This window comes from uncultured Mobiluncus sp. (assembly GCF_947254095.1).
Classification (GTDB): Bacteria; Actinomycetota; Actinomycetes; order Actinomycetales; family Actinomycetaceae; genus Mobiluncus.
The window spans coordinates 62,630-86,724 of record NZ_CAMYBV010000006.1; the positions used below are offsets into that span (position 1 = coordinate 62,630).

Genomic DNA, 24,095 nt, shown 5'->3' on the forward strand with positions numbered 1-24,095 from the left:
GCTCACTTGAATTGTCTACAGCAGCAAACCTTCCTACAAAGTATCAAAAATGCTGTAAATACGCTCAAAATGCCAAATATTGACAAAATAACCAGCATAGCCTTATGCTAAGGAATCAAACGTTATCAAACGTGAAACAACAAAACAGAACCCGCTATAAAAGGGAGAAACTATGGAAACCGCACTTCTTGAACCTAACGCTGCTGAAACTACTGCCTCTGCCGAGGCAACTCACGCAGAACTCAACGCATCACCCACCTCCGAACCCACAACGCCACTCCCTGCTGGCGCACCCTCACAACTGACCGCCGGAGCCACCGAGAACCTGCTAATGGAAACTGAACGAGGATTCCAACAGGAAGTCAAGCGTCATCAGCCTGATTCGCATGATCTGAAGCACGCTGCCGCACTCGTGACGAACCAGCGGCCTCAACCGATAGCGGGTCCCGCCTGGAAACGCCGTCAGGTCGCCAAGCCGTCTCTGCGGAGCTTGGTTCAGGCAACTTATGCGCAACAGGGTAAGACAGTGCAATCAGTGACACCACAGCGCCAAACGGAAAAATCGGGGAACACCAGGACCAATCTGTCCGACCAAACCCACGCCAGTTCCCGGGAAAACTCTTCCATCGAAGACGTCCAACATTCCCCTCGCGTCTGGGCCGCCCAAATGGCTCGGTGCGGGCTGGAAATCATCGAGGGAATCCGTCCATTGTCCCAGATGACCCGCTGGGCCTCACCGCAGGCTTATCGCTACCTCGAACAGCGGCGAAACGCTATTGGCTCTAAACAAAAGCCACAGCCCGGACTGATTGGAGGCAAAACGCGCCGGGTTCCACCGGTGAGGGTGCTCAGTGCCCACAGCCGGGCGACCTCAGCGACAACGCACGAGGCAGTCATCGTGCTAAACGATGGTCAGCGCACTCGTGCCGCCGCGCTAACCTTAGAAAACCGCTGCGAGCAGTGGATTATTGCCGCGATTCGCTTGGGCTGAACTGAGAAACTCAGCCCCGCCGTTTTGCCGCGCGGCGCTGTGCTCGGTTGCCCTGCGGGGCTGACTCAACTGTGCCATCACTGGAATAGGAAATTTGGGTGTTCATCGCCTGATGACCGGTATCTCCCATAACCGTGCGATTCGCTGATACCGATTTCAGACCGGCTCTGCGCCCAGATTTCTTAAAGTTGCGGGCTTTCTTTTTTGCCGCGCTCTTAGAGATAGGCTCTTCCTTGGCCGGTGTTGGTTCTTCTGCCGCCTGCGCCTGGCCTTCCCCGTCCCCTGAGGCTTCCTCAGCTGCCGCCCGCTGCATAGCGTCAACAAAGGCCTTGACATACCCAAACACATTCTGGACGGTCTCTTCCTTGATACGTCCCATCATGGCGCTAAACATGAGGTAGCCCTCAGTTTTATACTCCACCAGGGGGTTGCGCTGGCCCATCGCCCGCAGCCCGATACCTTCCTTCAGGTAATCCATTTCGTACAGGTGCTCGCGCCACAACCGATCCACCACCGAGAGCAGAACTCGCCGCTCCAACTCTTTCATCGGCTCATCGCCCAGCTGGGCTTGCGCAATGGGATTATCCGCCAAAGACTTGCCGGCTAACTCATATTGCAGCTTGGCGTCGTCAACCAATTGTTCGGTGATGAAATCCGTGGTCAAAGCCGATTTCCCGCCGACCGCATTTTCTAAGTCTTCTACCGAAAGCGACACCGGGTACAGATTCTTTAATCCCGCCCACAAGGTCTTTAAATCCCATTCGCTGGTATCGGGAAGGTCTGTGGCCTGCGCAACCGCGTCCGCAATAGTGCCCTCGATGAAAGAGTCAACCGTGGCCGAAAGATCCTCCCCACGCAGCACTCGTCCCCGTTCTCCGTAGACAGTTTCGCGCTGCTCAGTCATCACATCGTCGTACTTCAAAACGTTTTTGCGGATTTCCGCGTTGCGGCCCTCCACCTGGGTTTGCGCCGAACGAATCGCGCCGGAAACCATCTTAAACTCCATGGGAATATCCTCGGGCAGCCCCGAACGCATCATGTTGCCCAGCCAACCCTGGTTGGCAAACCGCATCAGCTCGTCTTCCATAGACAGGTAGAAACGGGAGCGACCGGGGTCGCCCTGACGCCCCGCACGGCCTCGCAGCTGGTTGTCGATACGGCGTGATTCGTGGCGTTCCGTTCCCAAGACATAGAGCCCGCCAAGTTCCACAACTTCGTCATGCTCCTGAGCTACCTTGGCTTTGGCATCTTTCAAGGCTTGGGGCCAGGCGGCCTCGTATTCTTCGGAGTTTTCCTCCGGGTCCAGCCCGCGGTCCTTCAAATCCTGTACCGCCAGGAATTCGGCGTTGCCGCCCAGCATAATATCGGTACCGCGCCCTGCCATGTTGGTCGCGACCGTGACCTGGCCCTTTCGGCCAGCCATCGCCACAACTGCAGCTTCACGTTCGTGCTGTTTCGCGTTCAACACCTGGTGGGGAATCTTCCGCTGGTTCAGCAAGTGCGAGAGGTATTCGGATTTCTCCACCGAGGTGGTGCCGACCAGGACAGGCTGACCGCGGTGATAGTTTTCTTCGATGTCCTCAACGACCGCGTTGAATTTCGCTTCGGCGGTTTTGTACACCACATCGTCTTTGTCCTCGCGAATCATGGGTTTGTGCGTGGGAATCGGCACCACGCCCATCTTGTAAACATCGTTAAATTCGGCGGCCTCAGTCTCAGCGGTACCGGTCATGCCGGCACGCGAGCCCTTCGGGTAGAGACGCACATAGTTCTGCAGGGTAATCGTGGCCAAAGTTTGGTTTTCCGCCTTAATCTCCACGCCCTCTTTGGCTTCAATCGCCTGGTGCATCCCTTCGTTGTAGCGCCTTCCCGGCAGGACACGCCCGGTGTGCTCATCCACAATCAGCACTTCGCCTTCCGGGGTCACAATGTAGTCTTTGTCCAGCTTAAACAGCTCTTTAGCCTTGATGGCGTTATTCAAAAACCCAATCAGGGGCGTGTTGGCAACCTCGTAGAGATTGTCGATACCCAGGTAGTCCTCAACTTTGTCAATACCCGGTTCCAAGACCCCCACGGTGCGTTTCTTTTGGTCCACCTCGTAATCTTCGCCGGCATGTAAATCTTGGACAATCTTGGCGAAATCCGTGTACCAGTGGTTGACGTCGCCCTGGGCGGGACCGGAAATAATCAGAGGGGTACGGGCTTCGTCGATGAGGATGGAGTCCACCTCGTCGACGATGATGTAGTTGTGTTCCCGCTGCACCAGGTCTTCGACTCGCTGCGCCATATTGTCACGCAAGTAGTCAAAGCCGAACTCGTTGTTGGTGCCGTAGGTGATGTCGCAGTTGTACTGTTTGCGGCGTTCCTCCGGATCCATCTGAGCCATGATAATGCCAGTGCTCAAGCCCAAGTAACGGTACACGCGACCCATTAATTCGCCCTGGTAAGACGCCAGGTAATCGTTCACGGTCACGACGTGTACGCCTTTGCCGCTCAGAGCCCGCAAGTAGCACGGCAACGTAGCTACCAGGGTCTTGCCTTCACCGGTTTTCATTTCGGCAATGTTGCCCCAATGCAAGGCCGCCCCGCCCATAATTTGTTCCCGGAAGTGACGCAGTCCGAGCACCCGATCTGAGGCTTCACGCACCGTTGCGAAAGCTTCAACCATGAGGTCGTCGAGTTTCTCTCCCTCTTCTAGGCGCTGCCTAAACTCGTCGGTCTTCGCCTTTAGCTCGCTGTCGCTCAGCTCGCGGTATTCATCTTCAAGCTGGTCCACCGCATCAGCAACTTTCACCAGCTTTTTGAGAACTTTACCTTCACCGATACGCATGAACTTATCAAGTAAGGACACGTTTTGCCTTCCTTTTCAGGTCTTTAGGATTGCCTTACAGGCCTATCCATTGAGGTCAACAGCCTTTTATCCACGATTGTCAAGAGTTTGACCCAATCGTGATGACTCAGCCTTGACTATTTTAGTTGAAAGCGCCTAGCTTCGCGAAAGCGAGGCGCGAAGCTCCGGTTCTTGGGGGCAGTTGCTTTGGCTCACCGGAGATAAATAAAGAGGGACCCTGGGACTGCGTCCCAGGGTCCGGCCTTAAACTTAGTCGTTCAGCTTGCAGGTTGCGTCTAGGCGAATCACGCCATAGGTCCAGCCTTTCCGGTGGTAAACCACTGCTGGCTGCTTCGTCTCGGAGTCAATGAACAGGTAGAACGGGTGACCCACCAATTCCATCTCATCCAGAGCTTCTTCGACGCTCATGGCTCGGCTCTCGTGCAACTTTTCGCGCACGATGACAGGGGAATCACCCAACTGTTCCTCACGAGACTCGCCCAGTTTCAAAGGCGGTTTCGCGGCGGGAGCCGGGTCGGTTCCCGGAAGCTGCACGTCCAGTTCCACATCCGGGGGAATCTCATACTTGCGGTGGTCCTTGGCCCGATCCCGAGCTCTGCGCAGACGCTCAAAAAGTTTCCCGGCGGCGATGTCCACAGCGGCGTACCGGTCTGACGAAGATGCCTCCGCCCGCACCACGGGTCCTTTGCCGAGAACAGTCAGTTCGATGCGTTCCGCAGTATCAGCTTGTCGCGGATTCTTTTCATGCGTCAATTCCACATCGACACGCTGCGTACGGGGAGCCAGCTGCTCCACCTTGGCCATTTTTTCCTCGATGTATTCCCGAAAATTCGGGTGGATTTCAGCATTACGTGCTTTCACGGTGATTTCCATGAGGGCCTCCTTAGGCTAAGAATTGGGTTCCAACTATCATTTGCTGGGACGGAGTGTTCGGTTCTCACCTCTTTCTCACGCGGGCGCACTCCGGTGTGTCACCTGCGATTTTTGCGTGTGCTTTATATTTTAGAGCACACGGCAGAGCCGTGCAGGACTTCCACTTATTTTTCGGAATTCTGTGGGGGTGTTGAGGGCATTTCACGCCGAGATGAAGCGAAAACCAGCCCCGCGAGCACTTCAGCATCTAAGCCTGACAAAACGCGAATCATTTCTCTGAGTGTCGCTCCGGTGGCGCTAACATCATCGATTATCAGCAGGGCCTTACCGGCAAGTTCTTGTTTCGCCACCGCCGCACTGCCGCGAATCTGCATTTTGCCGTGCCGGTTCAGGTTACGGGCCTCCCATCCCAAATCGGCCTGGGTCGTCGAGCCTGCCGCCAGTTCCAGGATTTCCAGCACGGATGCCTGACGGCACAGTCCCGCGCGGACCGCTCCCCGCGCCGCGCCCTGGGCAAAGGCGGCGGCAACCTCAGACGGATCTCGGGGATGGGTGGATGGAGCCGGAACCACAAACATTTCCCCCCTGATTGTACCGTCCGTTCCAGATTCGTCCCTAACTAGCAGCCCCTCTGACACTAGGCCCTGCACTGCCGATTGGCCAGCCGCTGTGAAATATCGGCGTAAATCCCGCCGTTTATCATGCTTACCAGTCAGAACCACGCGCCGCATCGGACCGTCATATTTGGCGATGGCAAATATTGGAACGTCTGTTACATTATCTTCGTTCTCGCTGATTTCCAACGGGAACGGACGCCCCAGCATCTGCGCCAAACAGTTGTCACAGATTTCTTCGTCCCAAGCTCCACAACCCACGCATTCCGTAGGCAGCAGCACCTTTCCCAGTTCCCCTGCGGCATCCCATAAACTCGAAAAACCCACCATAACACGTCCCTAACGAGGCTATCCGGGGTAACTCGGGTCGGCGACTCCGTTTAGAACTTGCTGCCAGTTTCTGCCGGAGCGCTTGTATAAATCACCGCCCGCGGTAACCAGATAAATCTGATTTTCTTCCTCACCAGCAGCCAAATCCACCGCGTTCTTAACCCCCGGCAATGTTGATATCGGTCCGAACAGCGGAGCGATTCGGACGGTGGTGCTGTCTCCCGTGCCGGTCAGCAACACCAGAGAATCTCCTTGCAGCCACGCTATTGCGGAAACAACTTCGTTTCCGGCCTGCAAAGCCACGGGTGCGGAAAAAGATTTGGGAGTCCCCGTCCCGTCCCGGATTACCACCGCTACACTGACAATGTCGGCCTGACCTACGTGGTGTACGAAAGCGATCCGCGTCCCGTCCGGGCTGACGGTGAAAGCATGGACGGGGTCTCCGGTCTCCCACGGCACTTCCAAATTCACCCTGGTTCCATCGGGACGCAGCGCGACAACTTGGCGCGGATTTGCTGTATCCAGGGTCCAAATCCAGCCGTTTCGATCGATGGCAGCAGCCAGCAGTTCTCGCCCGCTATACAGCTGCGTCGCCGCCCCACGCGCCCACAGATAGAGTCGGCGATAACTGGAGTCTGTAAAGGCGATTTCGTCACCGGCAGTGGAAATAGCCGGGTTCGTGATGACACCGGAAGTCACCACCCCGGCAGGAACCAGGACTTCGGTGGCACCAGAATTCAGACGCACTACGTTGCCGTCCTTTACCATGATGGGGAATTGCGGCGTGGTGCTTTGCGTGATGGGATTCGTATTTTCCAAAGGAACTTTGCCGATGCTCAAACTGACGGTAGAAATTCCCGAAACGTCGCGCAGGGTCGATTCCATCTGCCAGTACGCCAAATTAATCGTGGTAGGGTCATTGAGAGTATCCGGAACATTTAAAGACACGTTAGCGACCCCGTCAAAAACATCCACCGCTCCCCCAGCCAAAGTGCTGCCGGTGGGGAACGCGGAACGAACCGCCCCTTTGAAAGCGTTTTGCGGCCCGGCCAAGAGTGCATTAACCAGGTAGGTTGGCAGCCGTCGGCGCGGATACCAACGTAAATCCGGAACCAAGGCTCCCGCGTCCATGGTGAGGAAATACACCGGAGCCGAAGCGTAAATCGAGCTGAAAGCTGATTGGGAAAGCATCACCCCGTCCTCTAGAGCCGCGATACGCCACTGGTTGTCAGCGGGCTTCACCAGGGAAAACAAGGTGCGGACCCGTTCGGTCGGACCCGCCACGGTATAGTTTCCGTGTTCGTCGACACTTCCTAGCGCGCGGGCGGTCACTTCGACAGAGCCATCGCCCAGCTGACGGGTTTCCAAGGCAGAATCCGTGTCAAAAATCTCTACTTGGGCATCAGGGCGCCAATCCATCGCCGCTTTGGGAGCCAGGAACGAACGCGCCACGGTGAAATCATCAGAGTACCCCGCAGAGCAGGCGCGAATAAAACCGGTCACGATTTGTTCCACGGTTGCATTCGGGACCGGTCCGGGGGCGCTTAAACCTAAGAGCGGCTGATTGGAACCGACTCTCACCTGTGAATCATTGACCGGTCCGGCAGTCGGCAGTGCGGCGCAGCCGACCAGACTGAGGGTGGAAATCCCCACAAGGACAGCTCCCCACCACCGGGTTCGACGTTTGTTTAGCATGGCTCCTCCCCATTCTTCCCAAGCGTCCGGGTCGCGTTCGTCGAGGTTTCTGGCTGCTCCGGGGCGGCCTGGGGGGGAACGTAACTGTCTAGAGTCGGTTCCACGTAATCGGTGACGTCCAGCGGTGACGCCCCCATCTCCATGTCGTGACGTCGCGGCAGGGTCAGCAGGAAAGACGAGCCATAACCGGTCTTGCCCCACGCCTGCAGGGTGCCTCCGGACAGGCGAGCGTCCTCCAGAGAAATAGCCAAGCCTAACCCGGTACCGCCCGTGGTCCGCGCTCGTGCCGGGTCAGCACGATAGAAACGGTCAAACACGCGGCTGGTCACTTCCGGTGACATCCCCACCCCGTGATCAGACACCCGCAGAGCCACGGCGGTTTCACTGGAATCGGTAGTAATTACTACCGGATTTCCCTCGGAATGCTCGATGGCGTTTACCAGCAGATTACGCACGATACGCGTCACTCGGCGAGCATCGAGCTCGGCTGCGCAAGGGTACTTTGGCGGGTTTAAGATAACCCGACAACCCACCTTTTCAGCCAAAGCGGCGTTATCCTCCACGACTTGTTCAGCGAGTTTGTTCAGGTCCACCATCTCAAAATCGAGCCGGGCAGATCCAGAGTCGATACGCGAAATTTCGAGCAAATCCGCCAGCATGGCATCAAAGCGATCAATCTGGTCATGCAGCAGTTCCGCACTTCTCAAGGCGGCGGGGTCGAGTTCTTCGCGCGCATCATAGATGACGTCGTCAGCAATCCGCATCGTGGTTAGCGGGGTGCGCAGCTCGTGAGACACATCGGAAACAAATCGCTGCTGCAGCCGGGACATCTGCCCCAAAGTATTAATTTTAGACTGCAAAGAATCCGCCATCTTATTGAAAGAATCGGCCAGTTGTGCGGTTTCATCTTGGCCTTGTGAGAGTACGCGCGCGTTCAAGTCCCCGGCCGCCAAACGTTCCGTGGTGCGCACCGTACGGCGTACCGGCACCAGCACGGAATAGACTACCACCCAGGTCATGCCCGCCACCAGCACCAGAACGGCGATACCGCCACCGCCTAAAACCCCCATCACCAGGTTGATTGCGGATTGCTCGTCAGCCAAGGAATACACCAAGTAAAGTTCGTGAGCCCCCGCCAGCGGCAGGCTCACGGCAGTTCCTACCGCGATACCGGGATGCCGCTTGCCCTGCACGTCCGTAATCTCGATGGACTGCCAATGTTGGCCGGACTTTTGCTGCACCGCTTCGCGCAACTGGGAAGTAATGACTTCCCGCATATTTTGGGTGGCGATTTCGTTAATCACAAAGGAAGAAGTCTCGCTGGGGTTACGTAAAATCAGCACGGCAGGGGCGCTGGAACCGGAAGTGAGGGTGGAGATTGAGGTGACCACGTCCTGAGCGAGAGACTGTACCTGTTCCACGGTCGAGGCCGGAGCCTGGTCGAAACGATTTTGCGCCGACCGCGCTTGGGTGGCCGACTCCTCTAACACCTGATTCAACCGTTCTTGAAAGATACCGTTTTTGATGGCTGTGGAAGCATAAATCCCTACCGCGAACAGAATCACTAACGTCGCGACCAGCATGATACTGGCCATCCGCAGAGCCAGTGAACGCCGGAGCCGTTCCGGCACCCAAGCAGATTGGGTGAACCCAACCAAATAGCGGGTGGCGCTGCCGAAGAACTGCGAGATTCTTCGCTGTCGGCGCGTCCGGCGAAACGTCAGAGATTGCGGGGAACTCACTGAGGTTCAGTCCCAATCCGATAGCCCACCCCGCGTACCGTGCGAATCACAGTCGGGTTGTCCGGATCCAGCTCGATCTTGGCCCGCAGCCGTTGCACGTGCACGTTAACCAAACGCGTGTCGGAGGCGTGGCGCAGTCCCCAGACCTGTTCCAGCAGTTCTTCACGGGAAAACACCCGTCCTGGTTTAGTGGCGAGGGCGACCAAAAGGTCGTACTCCAAGGGGGTGAGGTTCAAAGATTTTCCGTCCCGACTCACTTGATGGGAGGCTAGGTTGATTTCTACCCCCGCTGCTTTCAGGACGTCATGTTCAGCGGCTTCTAAACTGCGCAGCCGCGCGGCGACCCGTGCCAGCAGCTCCTTGGGCTTGAAAGGCTTGGGAATGTAGTCATCCGCTCCCGCTTCCAGACCCGCCACCACGTCGGTGGTGTCGGATTTTGCGGTCAGCATGATGATGGGGACATTAGAGAACTCGCGGATTTTGCGACAAATCTCGATGCCGTCCATTCCCGGCAGCATCAGGTCGAGCAGCACCAGGTCAGGTTCAACTTCGCGGAACTTGTCCACGGCTTTCGCGCCATCGGCACAAAAACTTGGTTCGTAGGCGGATGATTCCAAAATAATACCAATCATCTCGCTCAAGGCTTGGTCATCGTCTACTACCAGGATTTTTGCACTCATACTCCTATTTTGACACGATTTCACAATTTGCGGGGAGACCCGCAGCGAAGCTCGGCATTAAAAGGGTTTTTCGGTTTGAACGAGCGCATCTGCGCCGTGTCGTGGCAATATTAAGTGAACCATGTATTGGAAAGGCATCATGAGCGACAACTCTTATTCCTCTCAAGACACTCCTCTCGGAAACAACCCCGGCGAAACCGCTCCGGTACCGAGCCAAGGCAGCCCGTTGCCGCAACAACCTCCATTTACACCGCCGACCGCGGCTGCCCCGGGCAGTTTCGACGCCGGCTCGTGGACGCTGACCCCGGAGGACAGCACCAGCAAACCGCAGTCTTTCCCAAATCCCCTCCCGACCCCGTACCCTGCTGCGGCTGCCCCGCAAACCCCCGCCCCGAACTTTGGAACGAGCGGTACAAACAGCTTCAACGGTACAAACCCGGCAAACAACACCGGATTCGACCCTTATGGTTTGAACTATCAGCAGGTCCAGCCCGGAATTATCCCGCTGCGTCCACTGAGTCTTGGCGATATTTACAACGGAGCTTTCTCTGCAATCCGTCAGGCCCCTTCTGTCATGTTCGGTCTGGTCTTGGCTCTCTGGGCGGTACTTGGAGGGGTTATGGGAGCGCTGTTTTATTTACTCACTCCCGACATCAACACCTACCTTTCCAACGACTTCAATTTTGACAGCACGGAAGCCTCGTTGGACGGTTTGCTGGAGTTTACGGAATCAACGATGCTCATAAGTGTCATCACGAGTCTGCTCCAGATGTTTGTCCTCTTTTTGACCTTGGGAGTTTGCGTGGCTGGATTGGGGCCGTTGGTTTTGGGTCGCCGCCCCTCGGTGGCTGATGCGTGGCAAACTTTGAAAGGCCACGTCTGGGGGATCGTCGGCTATTCTCTGTTGCTCATCTTGGGGTCAGCCCTGTTGCTGGGGCTGGGACTGCTTCCGCTGGGTGGGTTTTTCCTGATTAACATCAAAGATCTCGGGGCATCTCTAGGCTTGCTGGGTCTCACTTTTCTCACCCTCGCAGCCGTCGCGGTATTCTCAGCTTGGTTCTATATCAAGCTAGCTTTTACTATCCCCACTGCCGTCATGGAAGATATCGGCATCATCCCGGCATTGAAGCGCTCTTGGAAGCTGACCAAGGGCAGCTTCTGGAAGATTTTTGGTGTCATCTTGCTAACTTCCCTCATTGTTTCGTTCCTGACCTACGGAATGAATGCTGTAATCAGCTTGATTATCTCAGCGGCCATGATGGTTAGTCGGAATTTCTCGGTAATGATGTCTCTCTCCGCCATTTTAGGCACCATCATTACCGGGCTGGCGATGCCGTTCTATGGAGCAGTTTTAGGTCTGCTCTATGTTGATACGCGGATGCGTCGCGAGGGTCTGGCAGTAAGCCTGCTCCAGGCGGCTCAGCAGGGCTGACGGCAGCACTGCAGAAAGGACTTTGGGTAGGGATGCTGAACATTTCAACGCAACTGGGGAGCTTATGGCTCCATCATGTTGATTTGTTCAGCCAAGTGTTGGCGGATGTGTCAGACCGGGAGGGGCGCGACAAGCTCGAAGATGAGCTGTCCAAACCGGTATACCAGGAACGCCCCTCCCTGCTGAAAAAAATCGTGGAGTGGTTCGCCGACAATTTTTCATCCGCAAACGTCAATCCCATCTTGCCTTCTTGGCTGTGGCTGATTGCCGCTCTGATAGTGGCGGTGCTGGTCATCGTCATCATGATTTTGTTCACTGGAAACTGGAGGTTCCACGAGCAAATCAAGCCGACCCTCGCTGATGAGGCTGCGGTTTTCGAGGATGACCGCAACGCGGTGCAGTACCTGGCGGCAGCCAAAAATGCTCTCTCACGCGGAGACTACTCGACGGCTTTCTTGGAGCAATTCCGCCACCTGTTGCGTCTTTGTGAAGCCAACGAACTGCTGGTAATCACCCCCGGACTCACCGCCGGGGAAGGCAGCACCGCTCTCAGCCGGGCAGTTCCTGCAGAATCGGAGGAATTGTCTTGGGCAGCCAGCGTGTTCAATGCGCTACGGTATGGGCGACGACAGTCGGACAACGCCCAGGTGCAGAGGCTTATTTCCCTAGATTCTCGCCTGGATTCTTTCGTTTCTAATCGTTCCCACGCCCGCGGTGGCGTCGTCGTCTCGCCGCAGGAAGCTTTGGCACCGGCGGGAGGTGCAGTCTGATGAGTAGCGCGACCCCGCCTACAGCCACCCCGCGTATCTCGGAAGCGATTTTTCGGGGTCGCTGGGTTATCGGCGGTTTGGTATTGCTGGCAGTTTTTTCCTTTCTCAGCGCTGTGCTGCGCGCGCCTACCGATGATGTCAATCTCTCGATCCGCAATCCGAAGGGCAGCGGGACGATGGCTCTGGCCGAAGTACTGCGCCACCAAGGTGTGCTGGTCAGTGACGTGTATTCGGTGCGTGACCTCGAGTCCTACAGCGCCAAGGACACTGTAGTCATCACCAATACCAACCAAATCGACGATGCCACCCTGCGAGAAATCCTGCACACTCCCACAAATCTGTTGATTATAGGAACCTTGGCGCAAGGAAAACGTTTCGACCCCTATGTGCAATCCGTACCCGCGGGATCTCCCAAGGAAATCAAGGCTCAATGTGATTTCCCCGGCGCAAAGGCAGCCCGCACCATTTCTTCCAGCCGTGGCTCGCTCCGCCCTCTGCGCCAGCCCGAAGCCGCGTGCTTTCCGCTGCAGGACAACGCTTTTGCCTATGTATCGTTTAAACGTCCCGAAGGTTTCCGCCTGGCTTTGCTTTCCGAGGATAGCCTGGCGCGCAACGACACCATCACCGCTGCCGGTAATGCCGCTTTGCTGTTGAATCTGTTGAGTTCCAGCCCGCGGGTCGGTTGGGTCAACGGCACCACGTTCCAGCAGGGTGTTGACCAGAACGGTAAGGCTCAGCCCCTCCTTCCCGATTTCTTCCTCAGTTCCCTGGTGTATTTATTCGTGGCAGCATTCGTGTTTACGTTGGCACAAGGGCGCCGCTTGGGTCGCGTAGTTCCCGAAGAGTTACCGGTCGTGGTGCATGGCGCCGAGGCGGTTTACGGTCGCGGACACCTGTACGAAAAATCCGGGGCTGTGGCAGTGGCGGCCCACAAGGCTCGGGAATACACCGCCCGACGTCTAGGCACGGCTTTGCACATACCGACCCCGACAACCCCGCCAGTCATGGTGCGGGAAGTGTCGCAATACACCGGGGTTGACGAATCTCAGGTCTATGACCTTCTCTACGGTGAGGTGCCTGTCACCGCCCGTGGGCTGGGAAGCTTATTACACGACTTATACTTACTCACCAAAACAAATCCGCGAAAGGAAAGCTAAATGGATATCCAAGATCCGACTTTGCGCAAGCTCATCGCGTTGCGTACCGAAATCAACAAGGTGGTGAAAGGCCAGGATGCGGTGGTAACCGGGCTGGTTATCGCCTTGTTGGCGGAAGGGCACGTGCTGTTGGAAGGCGTCCCCGGCGTCGCTAAGACCCTGCTGGTGCGAACTTTGGCGAAGTCGCTGGACCTGAACCACAAGCGGGTTCAGTTCACTCCGGATTTGATGCCCGGGGACTTGACCGGTTCACTGATTTTCAATGCCCAAGAGTCTTCGTTTACTTTCAGGGAAGGTCCCATCTTCACGAACTTGCTGCTAGCGGATGAAATCAACCGCACCCCTCCGAAAACTCAAGCTGCCTTACTGGAAGCCATGGAGGAACACCAAGTCACCACCGACGGAGTGAGCCGCTCTCTGCCAGAACCTTTTACGGTCATCGCGACCCAGAACCCGGTGGAATACGAAGGTACCTATCCCCTTCCCGAAGCTCAGCTGGACCGGTTTTTGCTGAAACTCGATGTGCCCCTGCCAGCACGGGAAACCGAGTTGGAGGTATTACAGCTGCACCTAAGCGGTTTCAACACTCACGACCTCGATGCCGCGGGGGTGAACGTGGCGGCCAACGCGACGGACATCGCGGCGGCTCGCCAGGCTGTCAAGGAAGTTAAGGCCAGCAGGGAGGTGCTGGGCTACATCGTCGACTTAGTCCGAGCCACTCGGGTGTTACCGCAGGTGGAGTTGGGGGTGTCACCGCGTGGCGCGACGGCGCTGCTGTCGACTTCCCGGGCTTGGGCCTGGCTGTCGGGACGCGACTACGTCACCCCAGACGATGTCAAGTCTCTGGTTTTGCCCACGTTCCGCCACCGTTTGCGGCTGCGTCCCGAAGCCGAAATGGAGGGCGTCAACGCCAAGACCGTCCTGGACAGCGTCCTGGCCACGACCCCGGTACCGCGCTAAACGCAGCGTAACCCGGTTTGTGCAGTCGAAAAAGATAAAGGGGAGGCGAAAAATGGCGGTTTCCAAACGCCTGGCGTTCTTGATAGCGCTGGGTATTCCGCTGGTGCTGCTGACTCACTGGAAAACTGGCGCCTTTTTCTGGCTGCTGGTGTGCCTGCTGGTGTGGCTGTTTGACGTCATCGCTGCCCCCAGTCCCCGCCACCTGGAGATCACCCGCTCCCTGCCCCACACGCTGCGTCAACGCACCGAAACGCCCTACACCGTGAGCGTGAAAAATCCCACCAAACGCAAATTCCGGGCCGAGATGCGTGACGCGTGGCCGCCCTCGCTCCAAGCCCTGCCACGCCGGCAACATTTGGTGCTGGACGCACAAAGCTCTACCACTTTACAGGCCAGCTTCACCCCCCAACGCAAAGGCACTTTGCACAGCGATGCCGTCACTGTGCGCTCTTATGGACCCTTGGGGCTGGGCGCCCGGCAGTTCTCCGCCCCTATCGTGCAGGAAGTAAAAGTCCTGCCGGAGTTTCGCAGTGCCAAGTACCTACCCTCCCGCCTGAAAACGTTACGCCGTTTGGAGGGCAACTCCCTGGTGATGCAACGCGGGCAAGGTTCAGAGTTCGATTCCCTGCGGGAATACGTCCCCGGCGACGACGTGCGCGACATCGAGTGGCATTCTTCCGCGCGGCTACGCACCCCGGTGGTAAAGACTTGGCGCCCTGAACGCGACCGCAACGTCATCATCTGCCTGGATTCTTCGCGCAGTGCCGCGGTGCGGCTTGATAAATACCCCCGGCTGGATGCCTCTATGGAGGCGGCTCTGCTGCTCGGGGCATTGGCTGGCAGTGCCGGGGACCGGGTACATCTCATCGCGTTCGACAATCAGATTCGTTTCCATATCCAACCGGCTCGAGGTGTCGGACTCATCACCGAGATGGCTCAAGCCTTGGCTGATTTGCAGGTTTCGCTCACCGAAGCGAACTGGTCAGGGCTCAGTCACACTTTACTTTCCGGGTTGCGGCAACGTTCTTTGGTTGTGATTTTGACAGGTTTGGAAGGCGGGGCGGAACGTTCCGGCTTGATGCCGATGGTAGAGGCGCTGTCCTCCCGTCATCACGTCCTGGTGGCGAACTCTTTAGATCCCGAGTTGACCCGTTTGGCTCAACTGCCCGGCCAATGGAACCTCGATGATGCCAAGCAATCGCTGGGTCGGTTCAATCCCGCTGACGCTTTCTTGGCGGCAGCGGCGATGGCGGAGCTGAACGAGCACGAGGAAGCCGGGAACCTGTTGCCTCTGCTAGGAGGGCATTTGTTGAACGCCACCCCGGAAAAACTGCCTCCCGACTTGGCGGATGCCTACATTTCGTTAAAACGCCGCGGACAGATTTGAGACGCTGTTTACCAATACGGGTCGATGTCTTCGGGATGTTTGCCGATGAGCTGGGAAGATTCCTCCAACACTACCCCGTGAATGAGGGAACGCAAATTATCCGTGGAGCGGGCGCGCTGCTCTAGAGGACGGCGATACACCACAACTTGGGCGGGCAAACTTTTGCCTGGGTCAGCGCCGAATCCTCGACCTAGGACAACTGACTCGCTCTCCCAAGGTGCCGGGTCCGAAGGGGGGACGTCCTCCACTCCGTACTGGATAGTGGCTAGTTCCGGGCAGACTGCCACCAGGGAACGAACTTCCTGAATGACCAGTTCGTCAAAGGTTTCCCGACGAGTTCGGTAACGTGGCAGCATCGCCGGAACTAAAACTCCGCGATTGCCCCGGCCGTGCCGATCACGGCGCACATAGGAACGCCGCAGCCGCGGTCCGCTGCTGACATCCCAGCGAATCTCACCGCCCAAATCCAAAACACGAACCCGATTGGTTCCAGCTTTTTCACTCATCGCCTCTAGCTTATCCCGCGGCGACAACAGGGTCGAGGATGTCCCGTAAAAATCGCGAATACTCTGAGCTGAGCTCGCAATCCCGGCTCTATCCCGGCCCGGAATCGGTGTCAGCAAGCGAGCCTGAGTGCCCCCGACCCCTGGGGGCAGTATGCTGGAAAGGTGACTTATACGCGCCGTTGTTCCAAACCGAGCTGCCCTAACCCAGCGGTAGCGACGATGACTTTTGACTATCGAGAACGCAGCGCATTCATTGGCCCACTCAGCGCCCATCGGAATCCCGGAGCATACGATTTTTGCCGTGAACACGCCGAAAAACTGACGGCACCACGGGGCTGGGAGGTCGTCCATTTAACGAATTCCTTTACGCCCCCGCCGCCCAACGATGAGGAACTGATGGCTTTGGCTAATGCGGTGAAGGCAGCGGCGCAGAATCCCGTCCCCCGCCAAACTGTGCATCCAGAAGGCTATCGCGGTCCCCTAGGGAAGGAACCTCAGCTGGGGTTGGGCGATACCGCACCCGGAACGCCCGACACCCCAGGGAAACGCCACGGTCATCTAACTTTGGTGCCGCCCCCGAAACAAGTTAGCTAAAACATTAGACCGGCCAACAAACTGTTGACCGGTCTTAGCGCGATTCATTCACAGGTGAATGTAGGTGTGCGCGTCGGGGCCTTCCTTGTCACGGAAACGCTTCCACGAGGCTTGAATTTCTTTCTCGGCCTCTTCCCGGCCGACCCAGTTAGCCCCTTCCACTGACTTGCCGGGTTCCAGGTCTTTGTAAACCTCAAAAAAATGCTGGATTTCCAGGCGATGGAACTCCGAAACATCCTCCAGCTCGGTACGCCACGCGGCTCGCTGGTCAGTAGCGGGGACGCACAAGACTTTGTCATCGCCGCCGTGTTCGTCAGTCATGCGGAACATCCCCAGCGCCCGGCACTTGATGACACATCCGGGGAACGTTGGTTCTTCCAGCAGAACCAGGGCATCGAGCGGGTCGCCATCCATGCCTAGGGAATCATCGATGAAACCGTAGTCATCGGGGTAGCGAGTTGAGGTAAACAGCATTCGATCCAAAACAATACGACCGGTCTCGTGATCGACTTCGTATTTATTTCGGTTCCCCTTCGGAATCTCAATGGTCACATTGAACGTCAAAAAATCTTCAGCCATTATTTTCTTCGGCATCCTTACTTTTTGTGCCACCGGTGTCTCCGGATTGGCGTTGCTTTGCACCGATGTCACCTGCTTTGGTGAACATCGCTGTAAACTATTGTGCCACACCCGCACCCCTAAGCGACATCTTCTATACTAGATAGGGTTGTTTCCAGATAACAGAACCGTGTGACGGGGGGGTCGGTGCGCACCAAGGGACGCGTAAACGCAGCAATAATCGCAGGTGCCTTAGTTCTCAGCGGCGCTTATGTTGGTGCTGACGGAGCGGACTTGGTGCCGGGGTTTCTGACCTTCAAAGCCCCCCTACCGCGAGTGGTTCCTTTCCCTGACTCTCCCACCGTGAGCCCCGAACCTGCCGAAATTCCGCTTTTTGCCAAATCCACCAACTTCGACGCCAATACGTATAAAGCCCTAGTGCGCGAGTTTGCCACGGATTACCGCCTCGCAAACGCGAAACTGTCCTTTTGGGTAGGCGACCGGGACGGCGTGGAACTGGCATCTCATGAACCCCAAAGCGCCCTGACTGCCGCTTCTACGACAAAACTGCTCACCGCGGTGGCGGCATTGCACGAATTCGGCCCGGAAGCGCGGGCCCGCACGGTCGTGGCCTGGGACAACGATAAGCGGAAACTATACTTAATCGCCGGCGGGGATGTGCTGCTGGGGTCGGGAGCGGACGCGCCGCGTTCCATCAAAGGCTACGCCGGTCTAGACACTCTCGCGGCGGACACCATAGTGGCACTTTCTTCCCAAACTCCAGGGGAATCTGAGCAAGCCAGCGCAAGTCATCAGCCCTCCCCCACCAAGGAACGAAAAACCTCTGCTCCCAAAGCACCAGCCTCTCGAGACAAATCCCCTACGGGCAGCCTGCTGAACGGCAAACCCTACACGTTGGTATTGGACACCTCCTGGTTTGGCTCTGAAACAGCCTCTCCTTTCTGGCGTGAGGGGGACGACCGCTGGGTCGGTCCCCTCCAAGGCATGGCCATCGATACCGGTCTGATTGATCCGAACGCTAATAAGGGATACTACCCGGACGCGGCCGGGGTCGCGGGCCAGGCTTTTGCGCAAGCCTTGGGCCGTTTAGGCGGGGCGGGACCAGCCAAAGTCGAGGTGGGGAAATCGGGACTGGCCTCGAAGAAACTCCTCGACCCGCTCTCTGCCCTACCGGAAGTGAACACAGAGGCTGCCACCAGTCACGGTCCGATCCCGATTGCCTACGCACAAGGGGCCCCGCTTGCCCAGGTGGAGCGGCAAATGTTAAAGATTTCGGATAATACTTTGGCAGAGAACCTCGGTCGGCTGGTAGCGTTGCACCGCAACGCAAAACCGACTTTTGCCGCCTCTGGAACAGCGGTTATGGAGTCGCTGCGGGAGTTGGGCTTGGACTTGGGCAAAACTGAACTGAAAGGCTGCTCGGGGCTGGCTTATGACACGCGGATACCTGCCCGAGTCCTTGCGGATGTGGTGCGGTTGTCAATGAGTAAAGACCACCCCGAACTGCACTCTGTTGCCGCCAACGTCCCCGTGGCGGGGACAGATGGCACTTTGGAGCACGCTTACCAGGGAACCCTCGCTGCGGGCGTGGTTCGCGGTAAAACCGGCACGTTGGGAATTACGAATTCTCTGGCCGGGACATTCGTGCGCAATAACCAGGAGTTTATTTATGCCCTGGTCATCTCCGGTTATCCCGACTCTCAGGGCGGGCCCAGTATCCAAGCAAAACAGATGTTCATGAACGGTTTACTCGGCGCAAAAACCTCTTTCTCTAACGTCGACCCGAAGAGCCAACCTCCCACTACCCCTCCCGCTGGCGCCGCACCACCGAATCAGGAAGCTCCCGCCAACTAGAATTGCCCGATTTCACATCTTGAAACACCGGTTTAGCTTTTTGGTCGTGGGGTTGCTACAATCACAGCATGACTAAACGAATGCCTCGCTGACGTGCACGTCAGCCTCTAAACGTCCAGTACCGCGTCCGGTACTGAGCATTCGTATCTCCATGTTCCTGCGTGCCCGTCAGAGCCAAAAATCTTTTGGGGACAAGTTTGTACAGCTATAACTCACGCAAAGGAAACTACGATGTCTAAAACCACTATTGGACCCAACTGGGTCGACCACCCCGAATGGGGCTTCGATACTCTGCAAATTCATGCCGGCTACACTGGCGATCCGACCACGGGCACGCAAACGGTGCCGATTTATGCCACGAACGCGTTTCACTTCCCGAGTGTGGAATCGGCGGCTGCCCGTTTTGCTTTGCAAGAGCTGGGGCCGATTTATTCTCGCTTGGGCAACCCCACCAACGATGCTTTAGAAGCCCGGATTGCCGCACTGGAAGGCGGGGTCGGGGCGATTGCCACCGGGTCGGGGCAAGCTGCCATCACGCTAGCTATTTTGACTTTGGCATCGAAAGGTCAAAATGTGGTGGCTTCAAACTCGATTTACGGGGGCACGTTCAACCTGTTGGGCCACACTTTGGACCGCCTGGGTATCGAGGTACGTTTTGTTGATAATCCTCGTGACATTAGCCAGTGGGCGGCCCGCACCGACGCGAACACGGCGGCTTACTACGGGGAGCTGGTGCCCAATCCGCAGGGCGACGTGCTGGACTTGGAGCCCTTGGCTCAAACCGCGCACCAAGCCGGGGTTCCACTCGTTGTCGACAATACGGTTCCCACCCCTTACCTGTGCCGTCCCATCGAGTTCGGGGCGGATATCGTGGTGCACTCCGCCACCAAGTATCTGGGCGGGCACGGTTCAGCCATGCTCGGTATCGTGGTTGATTCCGGCCGTTTCGATTATGCCGCAGCGAAAGCGGCTCCGCGTTTCCCGGGTTTTAACGCTCCCGATCCCTCCTATCACGGCGTTGTTTATGCCCGTGATTTCGGTGTTCAAGGGGAGTTGGGGGCGAATCTGGCGTTTATTTTGAAGGCGCGGGTTGAAGGCCAGCGGGATCTCGGCTTCGTAGCTTCGCCTTTCGCGGTGTGGACGGTAGGACTGGGAGTTGATACGTTGAGCTTGCGGATGGAACGCCACATTGCCAACACTCGTCGGATTGCTGAATTCCTGGAGTCTCAGGTCGGCGGTGGCTTAGTGGAGACGGTACGGTGGTCATCGCTGCCCTCCTCCCCCTTCTATGCCTTGGCGCAAAAATATACCCCGAAGGGGTGCGGTTCCCTGCTGAACTTTGACCTGGCAGGCGGTCTGGAAGCCGGTAAAGCATTTATCAATTCCCTGGAATTGCTGGCAAATGTCGCTAATATCGGAGACGTGCGCTCCCTCGCGATTCACCCGGCCTCAACGACTCACGCCCAGCTGACTACAGCTGAGCTGCTGGCACAGGGCATTACCCCCGGCACCGTCAGGCTGTCGATTGGCATTGAAGACCCCAAGGATATTTTGGCTGACATTGAGCGCGGTCTGGCCGCGGCACGGCAGGCGAATGCCGCGTAACCGGATAAAACTATCACTCACTTAGGAAAACCGATGACTATCAAAGACCTCTATGCGGCACCGCACCCCGCGCTGTCGCATCCTCGGGGGAACAGCGCTGCGCCTCACGAGGCCGGGTCAGGGCGTGATCTGCGGGTGTCGTATGAGCTGTATCCGCCGCGCAATGCCCGACCGACTTCCCAGGCATGGGCAGGCATAGACCGGCTGTTAGATTCTCGTCCCGATTACGTCTCGGTCACGTTTGGAACGAGCGGTACATCACCAGATGCTTCACAATCTGTCCTGTGGCACGCTTTAAAGCGTTCGGGGCGGCCCGTCTTGGCTCATCTGACCTGCGTAGGAAAGACCCGAGCGAAACTGGTAGGAATCATCCGGGACATGATGGACTTGGGAGTACGTGATTTCCTCGCGCTGCGCGGGGACGATATACCCGAGGATGAGCCAGGAAAAACGGAACCAGACGAATTTGACCGAGCATTCCAACTCGTGCAGCTGATTCGAGAAGTTTCCGCCGATTACCTCGGGGACGCGCAAGCCGTCAGTATCGCGGTGGCCGCCTATCCGGCAGGCAGTATCCAGACCCGCACGGATGCGGTTCAGGCTCTGGTGGAAAAACAGGCGGCTGGCGCCGATTTTGCTATCACTCAGGTGTTTTACCGAGCCCAGGACTATGCCGAGTTGGTTCAGTCGGCAACGTACCAGGGCGTGACGATACCCATCGTTCCGGGAATTATTCCGTTTACAGATGTCAGCCGCCTCCAGCGGCTGGAGGGCCTCACCGGGGTCCCGGTACCGGAAAGGATTATGACCATAGCGAATATCGCCGATCCTGCCGAGAGAATCTTGGAGAGCCTAGGCGCCACCCTGGATTTCGTCAACGACCTCATCGAAGCCAACGCACCCGGCATTCACTTCTATACTTTCAATCGGCCCCGGCCGGTCTTGGACTTGGTGGAGCACCTGCGTTCTCGCGGTTTTGCCCACGTGGACCAGGAGGATTCACATAACCTGCTCGGCCTGATGAACGCCGCCATGCACCGCATCTCTCCTTGAGGCCCTCGCCCGAAGAACCTGATGAAACCAACCGAACCGAACTTAACAAAGAAAACACACGTTAGAACCTACTGAAGGGAATTTTAGAAAATGACTGAAAAGCAAGCTTTTCCCGCCGCGACTGTTGCGGGTTATCCCCGGATTGGCGCGAACCGCGAACTGAAGCGGAGCCTGGAGCACTATTGGGCTCAAAAAATCGACCGCGCCACTTTCGATGCCCAGATAAAGCAACAGTTGGCGACTCGAATCAACCATCTGAAAGACTCGGGGTTGAACGAACCGGGGTCAAATCCCGCGGACTTCGTGCTCTATGACCAGGTTTTGACCCTGACTTGCGCCCTGGGAGCCGTCCCCCAGCGTTTTGGCAACCTGGTACGCCCCGACGGTTCCTTGGACGTGGACGGAGAGTTCACCTTGGCGCGGGGTATTGATGATAAGCCCGCTTTGGAAATGACCAAGTGGTTCGACACAAATTATCACTACCTGGTTCCTGAAATCGGCCCCTACACTCAGATTTCCGCCGTAGCTAATCCGTGGTTGGAACAGGTCAAGGCTGGGGGCCCTGCGCTGCGTCCGGTTCTCATCGGTCCGGTTACCTATCTGTTGGGCGCCAAAGCCAGTGCGGACGCTCCGGCACATTTCCACCCCCTGCAGCGACTGGACGCGGTGTTGGCTGGATTCGAGGTTTTCCTCAGCCAGTTCGCGGCGGCCGGAGTGACTTGGGTGCAGCTTGATGAGCCGGCTTTGGTGTGTGACACCTGGTCCACTTCCCGCGAGGAAGTGCTGGCGGCGGCTCGTAAGACTTACGAATTCCTGAGTAAACTGACCAATCGCCCCCAAATTTTTGTAAACGCCCCCTACGGGCCGCTGGGTCTCGATGGGCTGGACGTGCTGAGTGCCACCGATGTGGAAGCCATCGGTTTGGATCTGGTTGCCGGTCCGGTTCCGAACCCTGAGGACCTTAAAACCATCGGGAATAAAACCCTGGTGGCGGGCATCGTTTCGGGTCGCAACGTGTGGCGTACCGACTTGCGCCAGGCTCTCGAGACTTTACAGACGATTCACCAGGTAGTCCCGAGCCTCAGCGTGTCCACCTCGACTTCGCTGCAGCACGTCCCCCACGATGCGGCCAGAGAAACGTCCTTGGATCCGCAAGTGCGTTCCTGGTTGGCTTTTGCGGACCAAAAGATTGCCGAGGTACAGACTTTGGCGCGAGGCTTGGCGGATCCCAGTTCTATCGCCGCTGAGTTGGCGGAAAATGCCGAAATCTTGGCTTCCCGCGCCAACCATCCGGGAGTGAAACGTGCCGAGGTGCGTCAGGCTACCGCGGCCGTGACGGCGGCCGATCGGACGCGTGCCCCCTATCCGCAGCGTTTGGCGGCACAAGCGGAGATTCTGCAGTTGCCGTTGCTGCCCACCACCACGATTGGTTCTTTCCCGCAAACCACCGAGATTCGCCAGGCACGGGCTGCGTTCCGCCGCCACGAAATCGACGAGGCTCAATACGATGAGGAAATCCGCAATGAGATTGCTCGGGTCGTGAAGCTGCAGGAAGATCTCGGTTTGGATGTGCTGGTACACGGGGAAGCTGAACGCAACGACATGGTGCAGTTCTTTGCCGAAAACCTGGAAGGTTTCGCCACTACGGAACACGGCTGGGTGCAGTCCTACGGTTCGCGCTGCACTCGACCCTCGATTCTGTGGGGGGACGTCACGCGTTCCCACCCCATGACAGTCGAGTGGTCGACTTATGCCCAATCCCTCACCGCAAAGCCGATGAAAGGGATGCTGACCGGCCCCGTCACCATCATGGCGTGGTCTTTTGTTCGCGACGACGAGTCTCGTGCGGAGGTTGCGGATCAGCTGGGGTTGGCGCTGCGCGCTGAAATCGCCGACCTCAATGCGGCTGGCATCAAAATCGTGCAGGTGGATGAACCGGCCATCCGCGAGCTGTTGCCGCTGCGCGCAGCCGGACGGGAGAATTATTTGCAATGGTCCGTGGGGGCTTTCCGCTTAGCCACCGGCGGGGCACCAAAAGAGCTGCAAATCCACACCCACCTGTGCTATTCCGAGTTCAACGTGGTGGTGGACGCGATTGATCACCTGGATGCGGACGTCACCTCGATTGAGGCCAGCCGCTCCAAGATGGACATTTTGCCGGCAGTGCACGAGCACGGTTTCGAGCGCGGGCTGGGGCCGGGGATTTGGGATATTCACTCGCCGCGGGTGCCGAAACTCGATGAGGAAGTGGGGCTGCTGGAAAAGGCTGTCGCCGCTTTGGACCCCCACCAAGTTTGGGTCAACCCAGACTGCGGTTTGAAAACCCGCGCCTACCCCGAAACGGTGGCCACCTTAGAGAACCTGGTCGGAGCCGCGAAGGCGGTGCGCGCGAAACTCGAAGCCTGAACCTGAAAACCGTCGA

General features: G+C 57.4%; 19 protein-coding genes. 11 read left to right on the forward strand and 8 right to left on the reverse strand.

Going from position 1 to position 24,095, the window contains the following annotated elements; genetic code table 11:
* Positions 1-172 precede the first annotated feature (172 nt).
* Positions 173-991 carry an Rv3235 family protein gene (locus Q0X47_RS03235; RefSeq protein WP_297722857.1) on the forward strand — a complete coding sequence of 273 codons (819 nt, stop codon included), beginning with the start codon at positions 173-175 and terminating at the stop codon, positions 989-991.
* 10 nt (positions 992-1,001) lie between these two features.
* On the opposite strand, the gene secA is transcribed toward Q0X47_RS03235, so the two are convergent.
* From secA to mtrA, 6 genes are all read right to left on the reverse strand, one after another.
* The gene (gene secA, locus Q0X47_RS03240) at positions 1,002-3,842 is read right to left on the reverse strand and encodes a preprotein translocase subunit SecA (RefSeq protein ID WP_297722859.1); all 2,841 of its coding nucleotides are present in this window, start codon (positions 3,840-3,842) and stop codon (positions 1,002-1,004) included.
* Between the two features lie 249 nt (positions 3,843-4,091).
* Positions 4,092-4,715: a ribosome hibernation-promoting factor, HPF/YfiA family gene (gene raiA / locus Q0X47_RS03245; protein ID WP_297722861.1), complete on the reverse strand. Its 624-nt coding sequence runs from the start codon at positions 4,713-4,715 to the stop codon at positions 4,092-4,094.
* Positions 4,716-4,879: 164 nt separating this feature from the next.
* Positions 4,880-5,659 (reverse strand): ComF family protein, encoded by a 780-nt coding sequence (locus Q0X47_RS03250; protein WP_297722863.1) that lies wholly within the window; start codon positions 5,657-5,659, stop codon positions 4,880-4,882.
* Between the two features lie 18 nt (positions 5,660-5,677).
* The gene (locus tag Q0X47_RS03255) at positions 5,678-7,354 is read right to left on the reverse strand and encodes an LpqB family beta-propeller domain-containing protein (RefSeq protein WP_297722864.1); all 1,677 of its coding nucleotides are present in this window, start codon (positions 7,352-7,354) and stop codon (positions 5,678-5,680) included.
* Positions 7,348-9,012: an MtrAB system histidine kinase MtrB gene (gene mtrB, locus Q0X47_RS03260; RefSeq protein ID WP_367178282.1), complete on the reverse strand. Its 1,665-nt coding sequence runs from the start codon at positions 9,010-9,012 to the stop codon at positions 7,348-7,350. The genes Q0X47_RS03255 and mtrB overlap by 7 nt, the downstream gene beginning before the upstream one ends.
* Positions 9,013-9,092: 80 nt before the next feature.
* Positions 9,093-9,776: an MtrAB system response regulator MtrA gene (mtrA, locus tag Q0X47_RS03265; protein WP_297722868.1), complete on the reverse strand. Its 684-nt coding sequence runs from the start codon at positions 9,774-9,776 to the stop codon at positions 9,093-9,095.
* A 139-nt stretch (positions 9,777-9,915) separates the two neighbouring features.
* Here mtrA and Q0X47_RS03270 point away from each other — a divergent pair, with 139 nt between their 5' ends.
* The 5 genes from Q0X47_RS03270 to Q0X47_RS03290 are packed head-to-tail and all read left to right on the forward strand — an operon-like array spanning position 9,916 to position 15,482.
* Positions 9,916-11,208, forward strand: coding sequence for a hypothetical protein (locus tag Q0X47_RS03270; RefSeq protein ID WP_297722870.1), 1,293 nt, complete (start codon positions 9,916-9,918; stop codon positions 11,206-11,208).
* A 32-nt stretch (positions 11,209-11,240) separates the two neighbouring features.
* A complete protein-coding gene (locus Q0X47_RS03275; RefSeq protein WP_297722872.1) occupies positions 11,241-11,978 on the forward strand; it encodes a DUF4129 domain-containing protein in 738 nt (245 codons plus the stop codon).
* Positions 11,978-13,135 carry a DUF4350 domain-containing protein gene (locus Q0X47_RS03280; RefSeq protein ID WP_297722874.1) on the forward strand — a complete coding sequence of 386 codons (1,158 nt, stop codon included), beginning with the start codon at positions 11,978-11,980 and terminating at the stop codon, positions 13,133-13,135. The genes Q0X47_RS03275 and Q0X47_RS03280 overlap by 1 nt, the downstream gene beginning before the upstream one ends.
* Positions 13,136-14,095 carry a MoxR family ATPase gene (locus Q0X47_RS03285; RefSeq protein ID WP_297722876.1) on the forward strand — a complete coding sequence of 320 codons (960 nt, stop codon included), beginning with the start codon at positions 13,136-13,138 and terminating at the stop codon, positions 14,093-14,095.
* A gap of 52 nt (positions 14,096-14,147) precedes the next feature.
* Positions 14,148-15,482, forward strand: coding sequence for a DUF58 domain-containing protein (locus tag Q0X47_RS03290; protein ID WP_297722878.1), 1,335 nt, complete (start codon positions 14,148-14,150; stop codon positions 15,480-15,482).
* 8 nt (positions 15,483-15,490) lie between these two features.
* Here the strand turns inward: Q0X47_RS03290 and Q0X47_RS03295 are convergent, their stop codons facing one another.
* The gene (locus Q0X47_RS03295; protein ID WP_297722880.1) at positions 15,491-15,988 is read right to left on the reverse strand and encodes a metallopeptidase family protein; all 498 of its coding nucleotides are present in this window, start codon (positions 15,986-15,988) and stop codon (positions 15,491-15,493) included.
* A gap of 162 nt (positions 15,989-16,150) precedes the next feature.
* On the opposite strand from Q0X47_RS03295, the gene Q0X47_RS03300 reads away from it, so the two are divergent.
* Complete coding sequence (locus tag Q0X47_RS03300) at positions 16,151-16,582, forward strand: DUF3499 domain-containing protein (protein WP_297722882.1); 432 nt, start codon at positions 16,151-16,153, stop codon at positions 16,580-16,582.
* 48 nt (positions 16,583-16,630) lie between these two features.
* On the opposite strand, the gene Q0X47_RS03305 is transcribed toward Q0X47_RS03300, so the two are convergent.
* Complete coding sequence (locus Q0X47_RS03305) at positions 16,631-17,146, reverse strand: inorganic diphosphatase (protein ID WP_297722934.1); 516 nt, start codon at positions 17,144-17,146, stop codon at positions 16,631-16,633.
* Between the two features lie 186 nt (positions 17,147-17,332).
* Here Q0X47_RS03305 and Q0X47_RS03310 point away from each other — a divergent pair, with 186 nt between their 5' ends.
* From Q0X47_RS03310 to metE, 4 genes are all read left to right on the forward strand, one after another.
* Positions 17,333-19,015 (forward strand): D-alanyl-D-alanine carboxypeptidase/D-alanyl-D-alanine-endopeptidase, encoded by a 1,683-nt coding sequence (locus tag Q0X47_RS03310; RefSeq protein WP_297722884.1) that lies wholly within the window; start codon positions 17,333-17,335, stop codon positions 19,013-19,015.
* Between the two features lie 231 nt (positions 19,016-19,246).
* On the forward strand, positions 19,247-20,620 hold the full coding sequence (locus Q0X47_RS03315) for an O-acetylhomoserine aminocarboxypropyltransferase/cysteine synthase family protein (RefSeq protein ID WP_297722886.1): 1,374 nt from the start codon (positions 19,247-19,249) through the stop codon (positions 20,618-20,620).
* 33 nt (positions 20,621-20,653) lie between these two features.
* Positions 20,654-21,673 (forward strand): methylenetetrahydrofolate reductase, encoded by a 1,020-nt coding sequence (locus Q0X47_RS03320; RefSeq protein WP_297722888.1) that lies wholly within the window; start codon positions 20,654-20,656, stop codon positions 21,671-21,673.
* 90 nt (positions 21,674-21,763) lie between these two features.
* Positions 21,764-24,079 carry a 5-methyltetrahydropteroyltriglutamate--homocysteine S-methyltransferase gene (gene metE / locus Q0X47_RS03325; protein ID WP_297722890.1) on the forward strand — a complete coding sequence of 772 codons (2,316 nt, stop codon included), beginning with the start codon at positions 21,764-21,766 and terminating at the stop codon, positions 24,077-24,079.
* The last annotated feature ends 16 nt before the right edge of the window (positions 24,080-24,095 follow it).